A 16,007-nucleotide genomic window follows, 5' to 3' on the forward strand; every position below is an offset into this window, starting at 1 on the left:
CAGGCCGAGTCGGGTCTGCCCCGTAAGCTGTGGACTGGCTATGCTTCGGATCGTTCGGGGGGAAAGGCCATCCGGAGGGGGAAGGGCCATGTACGGTCTGTCATCGGCGGGAGCATTCGCCGCAGCGGTCGCTGTCGCGGCGATCGTCCTGCTGCTCGCGCCCGTGGGCGAGGCGGTGTCGCCTGTCGTCCAGGCGGTGGATCTGGTGGTCGCCGGGGTCGCGGGGGCGGCCGCAGCGACGTTCTTGAGCATCGCGGGAGGTCAGCGGCACCGCCGCCGACGCGCCCGCTAGCGCCACACCCCCGTTCTCCGCAAGGGGTCCCTCAAAAGTTGACAACCCAGCCTGGCGTGGGAATCATCACGAAGGTGACGTTGGTGGACGGGACCCTCGAGGACTTCGCCCGCGATTTCGAGATCGCGCTGGCGCAGCGCCAGGTCACGGCCGCCTACCAGCCGCAGATCGACGTCGCCGACGGCACGGTCGTCGGTGTGGAGGCGCTCGCCCGCTGGACGCATCCGGAGCACGGTGAGGTCGCTCCCGACGTCTTCGTCGACGTCGCGCAGAAGACCGGGCTGCTCCCGCTGCTGACGGCTCGGATTATCTCCGACGTGACGTCGGAGTACATCCCGGGCTGCACCATCGATGTGGCGGTCAACGTCTCGGCGACCCAGCTGGAGGATCCCTCCCTCTACGACATGTTCGAGGGCGCCTTCGCGACCGGCCGGTGCGACCCGGAGACGCTCATCGTCGAGGTGACCGAGAGCTACAGCATCGAGCATCCCGAGCGGGTCGCTGCTCCGCTGGAGGCGCTCGCCGCGGCCGGCGTCACGATCTCGGTGGACGACTTCGGGACAGGGCATTCGTCGTTCGCGCGGGTCGAATCCCTGCATGCCAGCGAGCTGAAGCTCGACAAGAGCCTGGTGCAGGCGGATGACCGGGTTCACGAGGTCGCCCAGATCATCGGCGAGGCGCACCGCCGCGGCATCCGCGTCGTCGGCGAGGGCGTCGAGAGCCGCGGGCAGCTCGACCGGCTGGCCGCCGCGGGCTGCGACCGTGCCCAGGGGTACTGGATCGCACGCCCGCAGCCGGCCTCGTCGCTGCTGTCGTGGTACCGGATGCGCACCCGCGAGTCCTGACACAGAACGCGCCCGGCCTGTGGTCAGGCCGAGCGCGTCCAGGTCGTCCGGTGAGCGGTGCTCAGAGTGCGTCGAACGAGTCGATGTCGACGCGCGACTCCTCCTGACGGGGAGCGGGCGGGTCGACCTCGATCTGCGCCCAGGTGACCGGCATGCCGGGGGAGAAGAGCACGTCCACGCCGGGGCCGCCGCGGAGTGGGGGGATGGTGACGTAGCCGCCGCCGGCTCGTACGGCCTCGAGGATCTTCCCGCGCAGGTCGTCCACCGGATCGGGGAGGAAGTAGTCCTTTCCATCGACCGTGAGGCGGTGAACGATCATGCGGTGATCCTTTCCGTGGGGATGATGTAGAAGACTATCGCGCGGTCACGATACACCTGTATTCCGGACGGGTAAGCTCGCAGCAGCGCCGCAAGGCGCCACGAACGACCAGAGGAAAGGCATCCGTGGGCACACTGCGCTACGACGGCGAAAGCTACGAACTCGACGACCGCCTGCTGTTCCACATGCAGATCGCGATCAGCACCAAGCTCCGCCGCGGGGAGAACTTCTTCCTCACCTGGCCGGTGCCGGCCGAGCTCGGCAGCGGTCGTCACACCGTCTGGGTCGACAACGGCGTCCCCCTGCACATCTTCTTCTCCGGCTCCAAGGTCCCGACCCTCAACAAGGACTGGATCGAGGCCATGATCCAGACCGCCAGCAGGGCCTCCGGGATGATCGTGATGGAGGAGTCCGAGATCCGCCCGAACCAGGGTCGTTGACGCTGGCCCAGCACTTATAGCGGAAGCGTTTCACGAAAACAAGGCCCCCCGATTTTCTTGCTTCACCGAGCGGGTAGTTCGATCATCTAACTAGATCTTCGAATCGCCCCACGACGGAAGAGAAGTAAGGAAAGAGCCATGGCCGAGTCCCTCGCAGAAATCGTCGACCTGCCCACCGAGTACGTCTCGTGGCACTCGCCGGCGGCCGCCCTCTGGGTCGCCTCGACGCCGACCGCGTACGTGGGCATGGTGGACCGCAACCACGACGGTTTCGTCGCCACCGACTGCACCGGCCGCGAGCTGGGCGTGTACGGGACGCTGGAGTCCGCGCGCGTCGCCGTCTACGGCGCCTGGGTCGCCCCGGCCCCGGCCGAGGAGCAGGCGCTCATCGCGTGACCCCCTGAACCATCCTGGCCGGCGTTTCGGGTGCGCCCACCGGGATTCGACGGAGCCCCGGCACCTCCTCTGGTGCCGGGGCTCCCATCGTTGACGAGCGCTCAGTTCAGGCTCGGCTCCGCGAGGGCTTCGGCGACGGCCTGTTCGACGCTGAGCTCGCGACCCTCGGACACCGCGGCGGCCAGCCGCCCGGCCGGCGCGACGGAGGCGAGGCGGTCCAGGTACCGCTGGTGGAAGGTGAACGTCGGACCGTTGTGGGTTCCCGACCGCTCGCGCAGTGCGTGCGCCGCCCCGGCGAGGCGTCCGGCCCGCTCGACATCGCCGGCGAGGGCGGCCACGGCCGCAAGGCCCTCCAGCCCGTACGCGATCCCCTCGATGTGTCCGAGCGACGTGGACAGGGTCACGCTCAGCGAGAAGTCCTTCCTGGCGTCCTCGGGCGAACCGAGCAGGAGGTGCGCCCAGCCCAGGTGGTAGGAGGCGATCCGGCCACCGACGGCATCCCCGGCCCGCTGCGTGAGGGCGAGGGACTCGTCGAACCGCTCGAAGGCGGCGTGCAGCTCCTGCCGCAGCAGCGCCACCCGGCCGAGGAGGACGAGCGCCATCGCCTCGCCCCACACGTCGCCGGTCTCGCGGAACAGCCGCAGGCTCCGCTCCATCACGTCGGATGCGCGGTCGGTGTCCGGCTTCTCGCCGGCGAGGAGCGCGAGGGCGAGGGAGATCTGCGCCATCGCCTCGCCGGAGCGGTCGGCGCAGCGGCGGAACAGGTCGGCGCTCTCCGCGAGGTCGGCGGCGACGCGCCCGTCCGGGTCCTTCCAGAACCGGATGGTCCGCGTGAAGTAGAGCGCGACCGCGCGCGTGCGGTCGTGGAGGGCCTCACCCGACTCGAGCGGTTCGTCCATCCACGTGCGCACCTCGCCGAGCAGGCCGATCACCCAGAAGTACAGGAAGAGGTTGAAGGCGAGCTCGGCTGCCCGGTCCCAGTCGCGGGCGTCCAGCAGGTAGCGCTCGGCGGCGCGGAGATTGTCGCGCTCGTCGCCGAGCCGCTGCATCCACTCGCGCTGCCCTCCGCCTTTGAGGGGCAGCCGCGCCCGTGCGCCGAGGTCGATGAAGTAGCGGGCGTGGGCGTCGCGGGCGCTCTCGAGCTCGCCGTCGCCGTGGAGCTGCTCCCTGGCGTACTCGCGGACGATCGCCTGCATCGTGAAGCGCGGCCGGTCGTCGCTGTCGTGCTGGGCGACGAGGCTGGAGTCGACGAGCACGGCGAGATCGGACAGCACGTCGGCATCGTCGCCGTCCGCGCCGACGAACTCCGCCGCCTCCAGGGTGAAGCCGCCCTCGAACACTCCCAGCCGGGCGAGCAGACGGCGCTGCTCCGGCGCGAGCAGCTGCGTGCTCCATTCGATCGTGCGGCGGATGGTCTGTTGCCGTTCCGGGAGGTCGCGCGACCCGCCGACGAGCACCGAGAGTCGCCGGTCGAGGCGGTCCAGCAGTTCGGCGGGGGAGAGCACGCGGATGCGCGCGGCCGCCAGCTCGATCGCCAGCGGCACGCCGTCGAGCGCCGTGCACACCCGGGCGACCGCATCGGCGTTCTCCGCGGTGATCTCGAAGTCGGGCTTCACGGCGTGCGCCCGCTCGACGAAAAGGTTGACCGAGGAGTCCTCGGCGAGCGGTCCGACGTCGTAGCTCTGCTCGGCACTCACCCGCAGCAGCGTCCGGCTGGTCACCAGCAGTGCGACGCCGGGTGCGGCCGCGAGCAGACCGGTCAGCAGGGGCGCCGCATCCAGCACCTGCTCGAAATTGTCGAGGACCAGCAGGATGCTGCGGTCCCGAAGCGCCGTCGCGAGGTTGTCGAGGATGGGCGCGTCTCCGGTGTCGCGCACGCCCAGGGCCTGCGCGATGCGGTTCGGCACCCGCTGCGGGTCGTGCACTGCCGAGAGGTCGACGAACACCGCGCCGTCGTCGAAGTGCTGGGCGGCGGCGCGCGCAGCCGCGATCGCGAGCCGGCTCTTCCCGATGCCACCGGGGCCGACCAGTGTCACGAGGCGGGTGCCGCGCGCGAGCCGATCGCCGATCGCCGTGATGTCCGCCTCCCGCCCGACGAGCCCGGTCAGCGGGACCGGCAGGCGCACGGGCTCAACGACGCGGTCGGCGTCGCTCGCCACATCGGCGGTGATGAGGGCGCGGCTCTGGTCGAAGCGCTCGGCGAGCAGCGTGGCGAGGTCGTTCTCGATCAGCTGCGCGAGCTCCTTGGGCGTCTCGAAGTACTTGTACGCGGCACGGTCGTCGTCGCGGATGCGCGCAAGCAGCGTGGCGAGGCGCGGCTCGCGGTTGTCGGCCGGGCTCTTGACGTAGAGCAGGCGAGGCAGCTCGGTCGGGCAGAGGTTGTACTCGTCCTCGAGGCCGGAGACCTCCTCGTCCGGGGCGACCCAGCCGTAACGCTCCCAGTACAGCCCGAGGAAGACGTCGCTCTGTTCCAGGTAGGCGCGGTAGAGCTCGCGCGGAGGATGCGGCCGGGCGCCCAGTTCGAACATGACGGGGGCGAGATGCAACCGCTCGATGGCGGTCCGCGCTGCCCGGCGCTCAGCGGCGAGCTCCTGCAGCGTGGAGGAGACGAAGATCCGCAGCCTCTGGTCCGGCGTGCGGATTACATGAGGGTGGCTCATGTAACGTCATTGTGTTGCGTTCCTGTGCAAATGTACAGAGGGCGTGCCGCGCGAGCCTTGTAGCACTCCCCATCGGTCCTGCGCAAGGAGGTTCAGAGGATCCGCGATCGGAGGTTAGCTAGGAAGGTGAAGGAAATCGCGTGGTACGTACTGGGCTTCGCGCTGGCGGTCTGCGCCATCGCTGTGGGGCTGCTCCTGTCGCCTGACGCCGCCGACGCCACCGAGGGTCCGGGCGGCCTGCTGCAGCATCTGACCCCCACCGAGTGGGCGGATCTCGTGGTGGCTCTGGTGTTCGCCGCGATCGCGTTCGTCAGCGGCAGCTACCTGTCGTCGCGTGCGGCTGCGGAGGCCGACGACGCCGCACTGACGGTGGAGCTCGTCACCGCGCAGCGCGCGGGCTGACGGGCCGGGGCGCGACGGGATGACGCGCCCCGGCTCTTGTCACATGTCGCGGTAGCGCTTCGCGGCGGCGAGCGCCTCACGCAGGCCGGCGGCGTCGTAGCGGCGGACGTAGGCCGGTGTGTCGCGCTGAGCACGCCATCCCTCGGACAGCTCGCCGACGTCGACGGTGTCGAATCCGAACTCGTCGATCAGCGCGGCGACGCGCTCGCGGGCGGCCGGGTCGTCTCCGGCGACGATGAGGGCGCGGCGGTCCGGGGTGCCGGCGGGGAGGCTCTGGCTGGTCAGCTCGGCGGCGCCGATGTGGTTGAAGGCCTTCACGACGTGCGATGTCGGCAGCACCTTCTGCAGGCGCTCGGCGACGGTGGTGGACTCGTCGTCCAGTTCCGCGATGTGCCCGTCGCGCTGCGGGTAGTAGTTGTTCGTGTCGATGACGATCTTGCCGGCCAGCTCCTCGACCGGCAGCGTCGCTTCGGCGGCGAGCGGGGTCGTGACCACGACGATGTCGCCGGCGGCGGCCGCCTCGGCGGGGGTGGCGGCTCGGGCGTGCTCGCCGAGCTCGTCCACGAGGCCGCTCAGCGTCTCCGGGCCGCGCGAGTTGCTGAGCACGACGTCGTAGCCGCGGGCGACCGCGAGGCGGGCGAGCTGGGAGCCGATGTGTCCTGAACCGATGAATCCGATTGTCGTCATACCTGCCGGAACCGGAACGGGCTCTGGATGATTCCCGCCGGTCGCATCCCGGTCAGCCGCAGAGCCCGACGCCCGCCGAGGTGAGGATGACGGTGCGGTTCTGCTCGGCGACGGCGTCCGAGTACGCGCCGGACGCGTCGGTCTCCTTCTTCCAGCCGCACCATTCGAAGCCGACCCCCGCGGTCTGGAGCAGCGTGGCGGGCACGCCGAGACCCACCAGCGCCGCCTTGACCGCATCCGCCCGCTTCAGCGAGAGCGCGGTGTCGGCGGTGTTGTCGGTCGCCTGGTCCTTGGACGCGGTGCCCGTGATGGTCACCGGCTTGCCGTTCTGCTCGATCGCGGGCACGAGCGTCGCGAGCACATTCTGGGCCGCGGCCGGGTCGGAGAAGTCCGCCGTGTCCTTGGTGAAGAGCAGCTCGCTGTTGCGGATGACGACGGGCTTCGACCAGTCCGTCTTCGTGGCGACCGGCTCGATGGTCACCGGGGTCACGGCCGGGAGACCGGCGGCCGCGTTCCCGGAGGCCGGCTCGGGCAGCAGGGAGAGGGTTCCGCCGGCCGCCGTGATCACGGCGGACCAGATCGCCTCCAGGTTGCTGCGCGCGGGGACGGTCAGCGGCTGCTGCGCGCCCGCGGTGTCGCCCATCCCGGACCAGTACACGGTGACGCCCTTCAGGTCCGTCGGGAGCAGCTTTCGGGAGGTCAGGTCGGAGACCACCTGCGCCGGGTCGGCGTAGAGCAGGCCGGTTCCGGCGAAGTTCAGCGGATCCGTCGTCTGCAGCCCGCTGCCGACGACGATGGCGCCCATCGGGTCGCTGCCGAGGTTGCGCGACGCCTGGTCGATCGCGCCCAGGTAGTCGACCTCCGGCGCCGACGCCTTGAGGCCGTCGATGTAGGAGGTGATCTGCGTGAGCTTGGTGCGCTGGTCGTTCTGGCAGACGATCGCATCCTGAGCCGACGACCCGAGGGCGGTCGTGCCCATGACCTGCGGGGTGCCGGACGGCACGACGACGGTCACGCTGCCGTTCGTCTTGCCTGCTGCCTGCAGCTGGGCGGACGCGGATGCGGGGATGCTCACGGCCGGCGCATTCGCCGTGCTCCCGGCGACGACCCCGAGGTTGCGCTTGTGCGACTGGTCGCACGCCTCGCCGGATGCCGTCGCCGGCGCGCACGCTGCGAGTCCCGCGACGACCGCCACGACCACCCCCGCAACCGCTCCCGCCCGCACGCCGCGCTTCCCCCACCGTCGAGTCCGCGAAGACTGACCGCTCTCGTGGCGCGTCGCGTGCAATTTGTGCGTACTCGACGGGGGGAGGTGGGGCATGTGGGGGCCTTTCACGCGGTGGGGGAGGTCGGGGAGGTCGGGGAGGAGGGGGCGGTGGGGGATGCGGAGGCCCCGGGCGGCAGGGGTGGGGCGAGGTCGGGGGATTCGACGCTGCGGCGGGCGCGCAGCTCGCGGATGATCTGGCTGGTGCTCTCCGGGTCGCGCTCGCGCTGAGCTAGACGGGTCGCGAGCTGGGCGCGCACCACATCCATCCGGGAGTGGAACGTCACGCGGGCGCCGGTGTAACGGACGGCGTCGTGCGCATCGAGCTGCAGGGCCAGGCGCGTGCGCTCCTCTGCGGCGACCGCCTCGCCGTGCAGCCGGTCGCGGAGCAGCCGCAGCCTGGCGGCCTGCGCGTGCGCCTTCTCGGCCGCGGTGAGGAGCGGTTTCGTCGTCAGCCACGCCACGACGAAGCTGAGGGCGCCGGAGGTGGCCAGCACACCCAGCATGAGGAACGCCATGATCGTGTCCGGCGCTGTCCACGAGAACCCGGCGGGCGCGGCCGTCTGTTCGCCGCCCACGAGCCCGGTGAGTCCGCCCGCGTTCTGCGCGTCGATGCCCGCTTTGATCCGGGCGATCGTGATGGCGGCGAGGATGGCGGCCCAGACCAGTCCGAGCACGACCGAGGTGATGATCCACCTGCGCGACATGACGCCCGCCTGGACGCGGCGGAGCAGGATGGCCACGACATGCGGCAGCGTGACGACCGCGAGCGAGATGCCGAGCGTGATGACGTACATCTGCAGCCCGATCAACCCGTACTGGCTGTCGTTGCGCAGCAGAAGGGTCAGTGCCTGGGCGAGCAGGATGTAGTCCACCGCGATCATGGCGACGAGCAGCACGTAGACCATGACGTGGGCGAACGGGGAGACGTGGCCGACGTGGGGACGCAGGCGCGGAGGGCGGGTGACGATGTCGCGAGCCATGGGCGGCCTCTCAGGCGTAGGAGTGGAAGTCGGGGTCGTGACCGGCCAGCTTGGCGTCGAGCCGCTCGACGTCCTGGTCGGCCCGGCGGATGTCGTCCTCGGCCCGTTGCAGCGCCCGGCGGATGAGCTCCTGCCGCGCCTGCGCTTCGGCGACGCGGGCCGAGGCCGCTGCGACGTTACGGGTGCGCTGGCGCTCGAGCTCGGCGACCCCGGCACGCTCGAACGCGGCGAGCTCGTGCTCGAACACCTCCAGGGTCTCGACGTCGACGGCGTGGCGCATGCGGCGCAGCCGTCGGAGCAGCCGTCGGCGGAGGCCGCCGGTGGCGGGGACGCGGTAGTCGGTCAGTCGGTCACGCCGAGGCATCGGTCCTCCTGTGGTGGTCGTCGTTGCCGGCGGCGGCGACGCCGGCGGTCTCCTCACCCGCTGTGCGGGCTGCGGCGATGGGGTGCAGAGCGTCGACGGCGGTGCCGCGGGAGGTGAGCCAACCGGAACGCTGCAGCGCGGGTGGATGCGCGGACACGCGTCCCGATGTCGCCTGGCGGAGGGCGCCCCAGTACACGGCGGCCTTCTCGTCGGAGCGGTCGAACATCCGTGCCGCCCGCAACTGCGCCGCAGTGAACCGCGCGTTGATCAGGGCGCTGAGCTCGTCGCTGCGCCGGTGTGCCCGGCGGATGCGCCGCTCCAGCCGTCGCAGCTCCTCGAACGCGGTGCCCTGTCCTTCGGCGATGCGGAGCCGGTCGCCCTCGGGAAGCCGGTCGATCCGTTCCTCGTACGTGTCGAGGTCGGAGCGGAGGGCGGAGGTGAGGACGCGGTGCTCGGTGAGCTCGCGTCGCATGCTGCGGAAGAAGCGCTGCTCCTCGCGGCGGGCGAAGGCATCGGCCCTGGCCTGCAGGGTGGCGACGGTCGGCGATGTCCGGTCGCCCGCATCCACCTCGGTGTCGTGGACGGTGGCCGCGTCGCGGCGCGCCAGCCGGACCAGGCGGCGTCGGGCGAACGGCCCGAGTCTCAGCGGCTGCGTCGTCATAACGGGCGAGCGTAGGGAGTCGGCCTGTGCGTCCCCTAGGTGTAGGTCGAAGGAAGCCCGAACGTGACCCAACTGTGACCGCGGTCAGCGGTCGGCCGCCAGCGCCTCCAGATAGCCCGCGTACCCCTCCGGCGCCCGCCCGCGGAGCCGCGCGGAGGTGACGACCGGCTCATGCTCGGACGACAGCATCACGATGCCCGATTCCCGCAGCCGCGCGGCAAGGCGGACGTCCTCCGCGGTGGCGAGTGGCGGGAAGCCGCCGGCCCGGCGGTAGGCGGATGCCCGCATCCCCAGGTTCGCGCCGTGCACGTGGCCGAGGGTGGCGCCGGGGGGATGCCGGTCCTCCCAGACGCGGCGGCGCTCAGCGTCGAGGTCGTCGAGCACCGGGACGACGGCGCCGGTGTAAGCGTCGGCGTGCCGGGCCGCGCGCAGGTGCTCGGCGAGCCACCCGCGCGGAACCGTGCCGTCGGCATCGGTGAACGCCAGCCACACGCTCTCCGGGCGCTGTCTGCCGCCGGCGAGCGCCGTCTCGACGCCGAATGCACGGCTGCGGCCGACGTTCCCGAACTCCACGGTCACCGTGCGAACAGCAGGATGCCGTGCCGCGATCGCCGCCGAGCCGTCCGTGCACGCGTCGAGCACGAGGACGATGTCCGTCGGCACGTCGACGATCGCGCCGGCGGCCTCGACCGACGCGAGGCACGCGTCGAGTGTCGGAGCCTCGTCGCGGGCCGGGATCACGACGACCGCTCGACGGATCGCGGGCCTCATCGCAGAACCTCCAGCACGAACTCCTCATCGCGATGCACGACCGCAGTCCGTAGACGGGAGCGCTCGCGGAACCGGTCGTGCGCTGCCTCTCCTGACTGGGCGAAGTCGTCGGAGTCGCCCGTCCAGTGGCAGAGCAGCACCTCGCCGCCCGGCGCGAGGGAGCCGACGATGCGGTCGATGACGGCATCCCACTCGTCTTCGGCAAGGTAGTACGCCAGCTCGGAGACGATCACGAGGTCGGTGCCGTGGTCCGCGGCCACCGGCCACTGCTGCGGGACGCGCATGCGCTCGACCACGACGCTCGGCCGGTCGCGCAGCCGCTCCGCCGCGGCCTCCACGGCCGACGCGGAGCCGTCCACCGCGATGAGCTCATCGCACCGATCGGCGAGCACCAGGGTCGTCTCCCCGATCGAGCAGCCGAGCTCGACTGCTCGGCCATACCGCTCACGGGGGAGGGAGGCGGCGAGCACCGCCCGTCGCCGCCGTTCGTACCAGCGCGTGCGGACACGCCACGGGTCGTCGCGTTCGTGGTGCATCCGCTCGAAGTGCTGATCCGCCGGCTCGGGCGGCTCGATGACGACCTCGCGGCCGTCGGCCGCACGCGCCACGAAGCCCGGCTCCAGCACGCCTCCCGGGTTCTGCGAGGTCCGCAACTGCGAGGCGAATGCGGCGAGAGCTGTGCGCTTGCTGGTCCGCTCGCCGGCGTCGAGGACGACCTCGCGCACCCGCCGCCACGGGACGTCGGCCGGAGTGCCCCACTGCCAGAGCCACACCGGGTAGAGCAGGATGCGCAGCCCGCGCTCGCGGGCGGCCGCGACGACCTCCCGCCCGAGGGTCCGGTGGTCGCCGTGCCGGTCGCCGGTCCACGGCGCGAGCACCAGGCGGTTCCGCGCCTCCGACGCCGCGTCGAGGATCTCCGCGATCGCGGCGCGGAGGTCAGCCGTGTGGTGTTTCAGGGCGCCGTCGGGCAGACCGAGCGGCACGACGGGCTGCGCCGCGGGAGTCGTGGGGAGGCCGAGGGACGCGAGTGCGGCATCCAACTCATCCAGCCTTCCGTCATCGCACGCGGCGGCGACCACGACCCGGGCCGGGATCCCGGCCCCGGCGGCACGCGCGAGCAGACCACCGACGCCGAGCGTCTCGTCGTCGGGGTGGGCGGAGAAGACGATCAGTTCGTCCGGCTGTTCGTCGAACGCGGGGACACCGGACCACTGCTCCAGCGCCTCCCACGCTTCCGGGGCCGTTACGGCGGTCCGCGGGTCGAAGCTCACCACCAGACGGACCGCGCATCCAACTGGGCGAGCCGCTTCGCGAGCGACTCGTCGTCGCGGCCGCGGTGGTACTGCGACACGTACAGTTCGAGGTCGGCGGCGCGGCGGGCGTGCGCCTCGTCGAAGGCGAGGGCCGCCGGTCCGAGCAGGTCGCGCACGGCCGCGAGGGTCAGCACGACCGCGTCGGCGACCGTTCCGCGCACGGTGTGGGCGAGCGCCGCCGCATCGTCGCCTCCCGCTCCGGCGTCGATCAGGCCGGCCGCATGCTCCAGCTGGATGCGCCCCGACTCCAGCGCGCGGTACAGCTCCCCGACCCGTGCGGCCAGGAGCGGATTCCCGGGGGCGGCGGCCCGCTTCGTCAAGGCGCGGAACAGCGGGAGGCAGCCGCCCCACCAGCACGCGGCGACGCCGATGCCGCCCCAGCGGAATCCAGGTCGATCCAGATACCAACCGGCCGCGCCCACCGGTTCAGCGGCGGCCTTCTCGAAGCGGAGCGGACCGCTCTCCACCTCGGCGAGCCCGCGCGCGACCCAGGCTGCCGGCTCGGCCGTCACGGCGTCCTGGCGCAGGTCGACCGCGAACATCCTCCGCTCGTCGGCGACGCTCGCGGTGACGAGACCATGGGTCAGGCGACCGCCGAGCGAGCACCACGGCTTGACGCCGTCGAGCGTCCATCCGTCGGCACTCCGCACGGCTTCGAGGACCGTGCCGGGGGCCTCCGCCGCGAACACGCCCCACGTCGTCCCTGTCGCGGGGTGTGGGAGCCCGGCCTCAGCGAGGATCGCGAGCGCATCGAGGTGCGGTTCGAGCACCCGCGCGGCCGTCAGGTCGATCGCCGCGATCTGCGAGAGCGTGCCGAATCGCTCCGCCGTCCGCCCGCCGCCGGGCAGAGGGACCGCATCCGGTGGCACTCGCGAGAGGGCCTCCAGCAGCGGGACCACCCGGCCGGGCGACTCCGCCGCGACCTCCTCGTATCCGGCGAGGGCGGTCGGCGTGGGGGTCGTCATATCCACACCGTCGCACGATGCGGGCATGCGGACGAGTCCCTTGACGGCGACCGGGTGGATGCGCAACGCCCTCGCCGCCCAGGACAGGGTGCTGCCCCGGATAGGGTGAATCGGTGACCCCGACCGCCGCAGACAGCGTCCTCGAACTCCGCGATGTCACGTTCCGCCGTGACGGCACCCAGATCCTCGACGGGATCGACCTCACGGTCCGGGCGGGAGAGCACTGGGCACTGCTCGGGCCGAACGGCGCGGGCAAGTCGACGGTGCTCGGGTTCTGCGGCGCCCTCACCTTCCCGACCTCCGGGACCGTGGATGTGCTGGGCCGCCGGCTGGGACGCGTCGAGCTGCAGGAGCTGCGGCGGCACATCGGGCACGTCAACCCGCGGCACCCCGTCCGGTCGCCGCTCACCGTGACCGAGGTCGTGCTCACCGGCATCACCGGCACACTGGAACTGCCGATGCGGTGGGAGCCGACCGAGGAGGAGGTCCGCCGTGCGCACGATCTCATCCACTCGGTCGGTCTCGACGAACGCCGGGAGGCGCGCTGGCCCACGCTCTCGCAGGGCGAGCGCGGCCGCTCACTGATCGCGCGGGCCCTCATCTCGGAGCCCCGGCTGCTGCTGCTCGACGAGCCGACGACCGGCCTCGACGTGGCGGCGCGGGAGCAGCTGCTGGAGACGATCGGCGGGCTCGCGCACACGGCGCCGGAGCTCGCCAGTGTCCTGGTCACCCATCACCTGGAGGAGCTGCCGGAGACGACCACGCACGCCCTGCTGATCGCGCACGGACGCATCGTGGCGCGCGGCGGCATCGACGAGGCGGTCACGACGGAGACCGTCACGCGGGCCTTCGAGCACCGCATCCGGGTCGAGAAGGCCGACGGCCGGTGGAGTGCGCGCGCGGTGCGGGAGCGCGCGATCCCCGCATGAGCAGCTTCGCGACCGCCGACGACGGAACGCCGATCGCCTTCGACGAGCGCGGCGTCGGGGTGCCGGTGCTGCTGATCGCCGGGCAGGCGACCGGGATGCACGGCTGGGGCCCGTTCGCCGACGCGCTGGCGCAGGACTTCCGCGTCATCGTGTTCGACCATCGCGGGATCGGGGCCAGCGGCGAGGGCGACACCTCGCGTTACACGACGCGCGAGTTCGCCTCCGACGCGATCGCCGTGCTCGATGCCGCAGGCGTCGCCGCCGCCCACGTCGTCGGCCACTCGATGGGCGGCCGCGTCGCGCAGTGGATGGCCGCTGAGGATCCCGCGCGTGTACGGCGGCTGGTCCTCATCGCCACCTCCGCCGGCGACCGCACAGCGCAGCGCCGCGATCCCTCGGCGATCGCCGACCTTCTGAGCGGCGACCGCGGCCGCATGCTGCCTCTGTTCTTCGACGATGCGTGGGCGGCCGAGCATCCTGGCGACGTCGACCGCTTCTTCTCGCGCGTCGCCGGCCGTCCGGCGCTCCGCGGGCACTTCGCCGCCAGCAGGGACCATGACGGGACGGGCGCGCTGGCACGCATCCGCGCCGAGACGCTGGTGATTCACGGCACCCGGGATGTGCTCACCCCGCTGGAGCACGCGCGCCTGCTCGCGGGCGGCATCCCGAACGCGACGCTGCTCGAACTCGACGCCCGCCACGGCCTCCACCTCGACACCCCGGCGGTCGAGGATGCCGTGCGGGCATTCCTCGACCGTGGCGCCGCGGGACTCCGCCCCGCCGTCAGTTGACCGCGAAACCTCCCGCTCGGGCGACCTCGACGAACTCGCGGTAGTCGGCCTCCGCCTGATCGGCGTATCGCTCCGCCCACGTCGTCGCGGCGTGGGCGAACGCCGGTCCGGAGCCGAGGTAGCCGGAGACGAATGCCGACTTGGGGGAGCGCGCGTGCGCCCGGGCGAGCACGACGGCGCACACCCGGGCGTAGTCCGAGAACTGTGCGGCGTTCATCGACGGGATGTCGAACGACGCGTTGCGGTTGCGGAACTGGCGCAGGTAGAAGGCGAATCCTTCGACCCGGATGAAGCCGAGGAACGGGTCGGACACCGCCTGCAGGATGCGCTGGCACGCGACGACGCGGTAGCCCTGGTCGTCCGGGAGCAGGGAGAGGTCGAGGTAGCCGGGGAGAGGTGCCACCCCGCCGAACCGTTCGACGACCGAGGCGCTCGCCTCCTTCAGCTGCAGGATCACCGGCTCGCCGATCGGCCCGCGCAGCGCGATCACGAAGCAGCGCGTGCCGACGCTGCCCACCCCGACGACGCGCCGGGCCACGTCGTCGACGCGCAGCTGCGAGGCGAGGAGGGCGGTGTTGGGCGGCAGCGTGCGGCGGTAGCGGTCGTACGCATCCTGGGCCAGGGCCTGGATCTCGGGCTCCGCCCGCCGCAGGATCGGCGGCCGGTCGACGAAGCGCAGCACACCGTCCTCGTCGGCGCGGAGCGTGCGTCGGGCGGCATGCTCGGTCGTCCGCTTCTTCGACTCCTTGGTGACCTGGCGGATCAGCTGCTCCATGTCCGCGCTGAGCCGTCCGTGGCCGGACGTCACGGAAGTCGGCGTGAAGTAGCGGGCGGTCAGCGGCTCGGTCAGCGCCTCCTGCAGCCAGCGGCGGTAGGCCTCCCCGGCCGACCGCGTCGTGTCCCGCACGAATTCGGGCGACATCCCGAGCGACCGCCCGGCGAGGACGATGCTGGTGAGCATCCGCTTGACGTCCCACTCCCACGGCCCGACCGTCGACTCGTCGAAGTCGTTGATGTCGAACACCATCGCGTTCTCGGGTGAGCGGTACATGCCGAAGTTGGAGATGTGGGCGTCCCCGCAGACGACGACCTCCGCCCCCGTCGTGGGCGGCGCCGCCAGGTCGGCGGCCTGGATCGCCGCCGTGCCCCGGTAGAAGGCGAACGCGTCGGCGCTCATCCGCTCCACCCGGAGGTCGACGAGGTTCTGCAGGCGGTCCTCGTGCTGGGAGCGGAGGATGCCCATCGGGTCCCGCCCGGGCGGGGGCGCGTAGTCCGCGTGGGCGGAGCGCGGCAGCGTGGCTCGGGCTGCACGCCCGGCCGCCGCCAGCTCCTCGGGAGTGAGCGGGGTCTCCGCGCGCTCACCCGCTTCTGCGACATCCAGAGTCATGCCGCACCTCCTTCGGGAGCGACGTGCCCGCCCTCGCCGTCGGCTCTTCCGGCGAGCACGCGCTCATCATAGGTCGCGGTCTGCCGCTACGGTAAGCAGGATGCGGGAACAGATCGAGCAGGAGTGGATCGAGCACCGCCGTGAGGACGGCGAGCGCGTGGGCTGGCTGCGCCCGGACGGCGACGGCTTCGTGCCGATCGACCTCCTCGGACGCGAGCTGTCCGGCCCGACCGACTGGCTCACCGGCGAGGAGATGCTGGAGTCGGCGGGCATCGGCTACCTCGCCGACCGCTACCAGCTGCGCCTGGACGACGGCCGGTGGATGCGCGTGCGCATCACCGAGGTCTCCACTGACCGGATCGTGGTCAAGAAGGACGACTTCGGCGCCATCGACGCGCCCCAGATCGTCTACACGCTGCCGTTCCCCCTCCCGGAGAACCTCCGCCCGGAGTGAGGGGAGGCCGCCGGATTCCGGTCTGTCCGCGACGGGTGGCCCCGCGCTAGCATCGGCGCCACGCGGACGGGACACGGCCGCAGA

Annotated in this window: 19 protein-coding genes; 8 read left to right on the forward strand and 11 right to left on the reverse strand. The window is 71.9% G+C overall.

The features are described 5' to 3' along the window. The first annotated feature begins 88 nt into the window (after nt 1-88). Both AXZ95_RS06675 and AXZ95_RS06680 read left to right on the forward strand, forming a co-directional pair. The gene (locus AXZ95_RS06675; RefSeq protein ID WP_018190249.1) at nt 89-292 is read left to right on the forward strand and encodes a hypothetical protein; all 204 of its coding nucleotides are present in this window, start codon (nt 89-91) and stop codon (nt 290-292) included. 56 nt (nt 293-348) lie between these two features. Beyond that, entirely contained in the window at nt 349-1,137 is a 789-nt protein-coding gene (locus AXZ95_RS06680) for an EAL domain-containing protein (protein ID WP_018190250.1), read from the forward strand. Between the two features lie 61 nt (nt 1,138-1,198). Here AXZ95_RS06680 and AXZ95_RS06685 read toward each other — a convergent pair whose 3' ends face one another. Continuing rightward, the gene (locus AXZ95_RS06685; RefSeq protein WP_018190251.1) at nt 1,199-1,456 is read right to left on the reverse strand and encodes a hypothetical protein; all 258 of its coding nucleotides are present in this window, start codon (nt 1,454-1,456) and stop codon (nt 1,199-1,201) included. Nucleotides 1,457-1,581: 125 nt separating this feature from the next. On the opposite strand from AXZ95_RS06685, the gene AXZ95_RS06690 reads away from it, so the two are divergent. Continuing rightward, complete coding sequence (locus AXZ95_RS06690) at nt 1,582-1,896, forward strand: hypothetical protein (protein ID WP_018190252.1); 315 nt, start codon at nt 1,582-1,584, stop codon at nt 1,894-1,896. Between the two features lie 138 nt (nt 1,897-2,034). Next, a complete protein-coding gene (locus tag AXZ95_RS06695; RefSeq protein ID WP_018190253.1) occupies nt 2,035-2,292 on the forward strand; it encodes a hypothetical protein in 258 nt (85 codons plus the stop codon). A 101-nt stretch (nt 2,293-2,393) separates the two neighbouring features. Here the strand turns inward: AXZ95_RS06695 and AXZ95_RS06700 are convergent, their stop codons facing one another. After that, on the reverse strand, nt 2,394-4,952 hold the full coding sequence (locus AXZ95_RS06700; protein WP_026307104.1) for a DUF4062 domain-containing protein: 2,559 nt from the start codon (nt 4,950-4,952) through the stop codon (nt 2,394-2,396). A gap of 126 nt (nt 4,953-5,078) precedes the next feature. Here AXZ95_RS06700 and AXZ95_RS06705 point away from each other — a divergent pair, with 126 nt between their 5' ends. Beyond that, the gene (locus tag AXZ95_RS06705; RefSeq protein WP_018190254.1) at nt 5,079-5,354 is read left to right on the forward strand and encodes a hypothetical protein; all 276 of its coding nucleotides are present in this window, start codon (nt 5,079-5,081) and stop codon (nt 5,352-5,354) included. A gap of 39 nt (nt 5,355-5,393) precedes the next feature. Here the strand turns inward: AXZ95_RS06705 and AXZ95_RS06710 are convergent, their stop codons facing one another. From AXZ95_RS06710 to AXZ95_RS06745, 8 genes are all read right to left on the reverse strand, one after another. Next, nucleotides 5,394-6,041, reverse strand: coding sequence for an NAD(P)-binding domain-containing protein (locus AXZ95_RS06710; RefSeq protein WP_018190255.1), 648 nt, complete (start codon nt 6,039-6,041; stop codon nt 5,394-5,396). Between the two features lie 52 nt (nt 6,042-6,093). Next, nucleotides 6,094-7,236, reverse strand: a complete 1,143-nt coding sequence (locus AXZ95_RS06715; RefSeq protein WP_133638808.1) for an OmpA family protein — start codon at nt 7,234-7,236, stop codon at nt 6,094-6,096. A 137-nt stretch (nt 7,237-7,373) separates the two neighbouring features. Further along, nucleotides 7,374-8,288 (reverse strand): hypothetical protein, encoded by a 915-nt coding sequence (locus tag AXZ95_RS19590; RefSeq protein ID WP_018190257.1) that lies wholly within the window; start codon nt 8,286-8,288, stop codon nt 7,374-7,376. A 10-nt stretch (nt 8,289-8,298) separates the two neighbouring features. After that, complete coding sequence (locus AXZ95_RS06725) at nt 8,299-8,652, reverse strand: hypothetical protein (protein WP_018190258.1); 354 nt, start codon at nt 8,650-8,652, stop codon at nt 8,299-8,301. Then, nucleotides 8,639-9,313 carry a hypothetical protein gene (locus AXZ95_RS06730; RefSeq protein ID WP_018190259.1) on the reverse strand — a complete coding sequence of 225 codons (675 nt, stop codon included), beginning with the start codon at nt 9,311-9,313 and terminating at the stop codon, nt 8,639-8,641. The genes AXZ95_RS06725 and AXZ95_RS06730 overlap by 14 nt, the downstream gene beginning before the upstream one ends. 84 nt (nt 9,314-9,397) lie before the next feature. Then, nucleotides 9,398-10,084 (reverse strand): glycosyltransferase, encoded by a 687-nt coding sequence (locus AXZ95_RS06735; RefSeq protein ID WP_018190260.1) that lies wholly within the window; start codon nt 10,082-10,084, stop codon nt 9,398-9,400. Further along, nucleotides 10,081-11,355: a bifunctional PIG-L family deacetylase/class I SAM-dependent methyltransferase gene (locus tag AXZ95_RS06740; RefSeq protein ID WP_231374373.1), complete on the reverse strand. Its 1,275-nt coding sequence runs from the start codon at nt 11,353-11,355 to the stop codon at nt 10,081-10,083. The genes AXZ95_RS06735 and AXZ95_RS06740 overlap by 4 nt, the downstream gene beginning before the upstream one ends. Then, a complete protein-coding gene (locus tag AXZ95_RS06745; protein WP_231374375.1) occupies nt 11,352-12,362 on the reverse strand; it encodes a hypothetical protein in 1,011 nt (336 codons plus the stop codon). The genes AXZ95_RS06740 and AXZ95_RS06745 overlap by 4 nt, the downstream gene beginning before the upstream one ends. 113 nt (nt 12,363-12,475) lie before the next feature. Here AXZ95_RS06745 and AXZ95_RS06750 point away from each other — a divergent pair, with 113 nt between their 5' ends. Both AXZ95_RS06750 and AXZ95_RS06755 read left to right on the forward strand, forming a co-directional pair. After that, the gene (locus tag AXZ95_RS06750) at nt 12,476-13,291 is read left to right on the forward strand and encodes an ATP-binding cassette domain-containing protein (protein ID WP_018190263.1); all 816 of its coding nucleotides are present in this window, start codon (nt 12,476-12,478) and stop codon (nt 13,289-13,291) included. After that, nucleotides 13,288-14,082 carry an alpha/beta fold hydrolase gene (locus tag AXZ95_RS06755; RefSeq protein ID WP_026307105.1) on the forward strand — a complete coding sequence of 265 codons (795 nt, stop codon included), beginning with the start codon at nt 13,288-13,290 and terminating at the stop codon, nt 14,080-14,082. Before AXZ95_RS06750 ends, AXZ95_RS06755 begins: the two co-directional genes overlap by 4 nt. On the opposite strand, the gene AXZ95_RS06760 is transcribed toward AXZ95_RS06755, so the two are convergent. Then, nucleotides 14,075-15,469, reverse strand: coding sequence for a DUF2252 domain-containing protein (locus tag AXZ95_RS06760; protein WP_018190265.1), 1,395 nt, complete (start codon nt 15,467-15,469; stop codon nt 14,075-14,077). The genes AXZ95_RS06755 and AXZ95_RS06760 overlap by 8 nt on opposite strands. A 100-nt stretch (nt 15,470-15,569) precedes the next feature. On the opposite strand from AXZ95_RS06760, the gene AXZ95_RS06765 reads away from it, so the two are divergent. Further along, complete coding sequence (locus AXZ95_RS06765) at nt 15,570-15,923, forward strand: hypothetical protein (RefSeq protein WP_018190266.1); 354 nt, start codon at nt 15,570-15,572, stop codon at nt 15,921-15,923. Nucleotides 15,924-16,007: the final 84 nt, after the last annotated feature.

Origin of the sequence: Leifsonia sp. 115AMFTsu3.1 (assembly GCF_004362795.1) — a bacterium.
Taxonomy (GTDB): Bacteria; Actinomycetota; Actinomycetes; order Actinomycetales; family Microbacteriaceae; genus Leifsonia.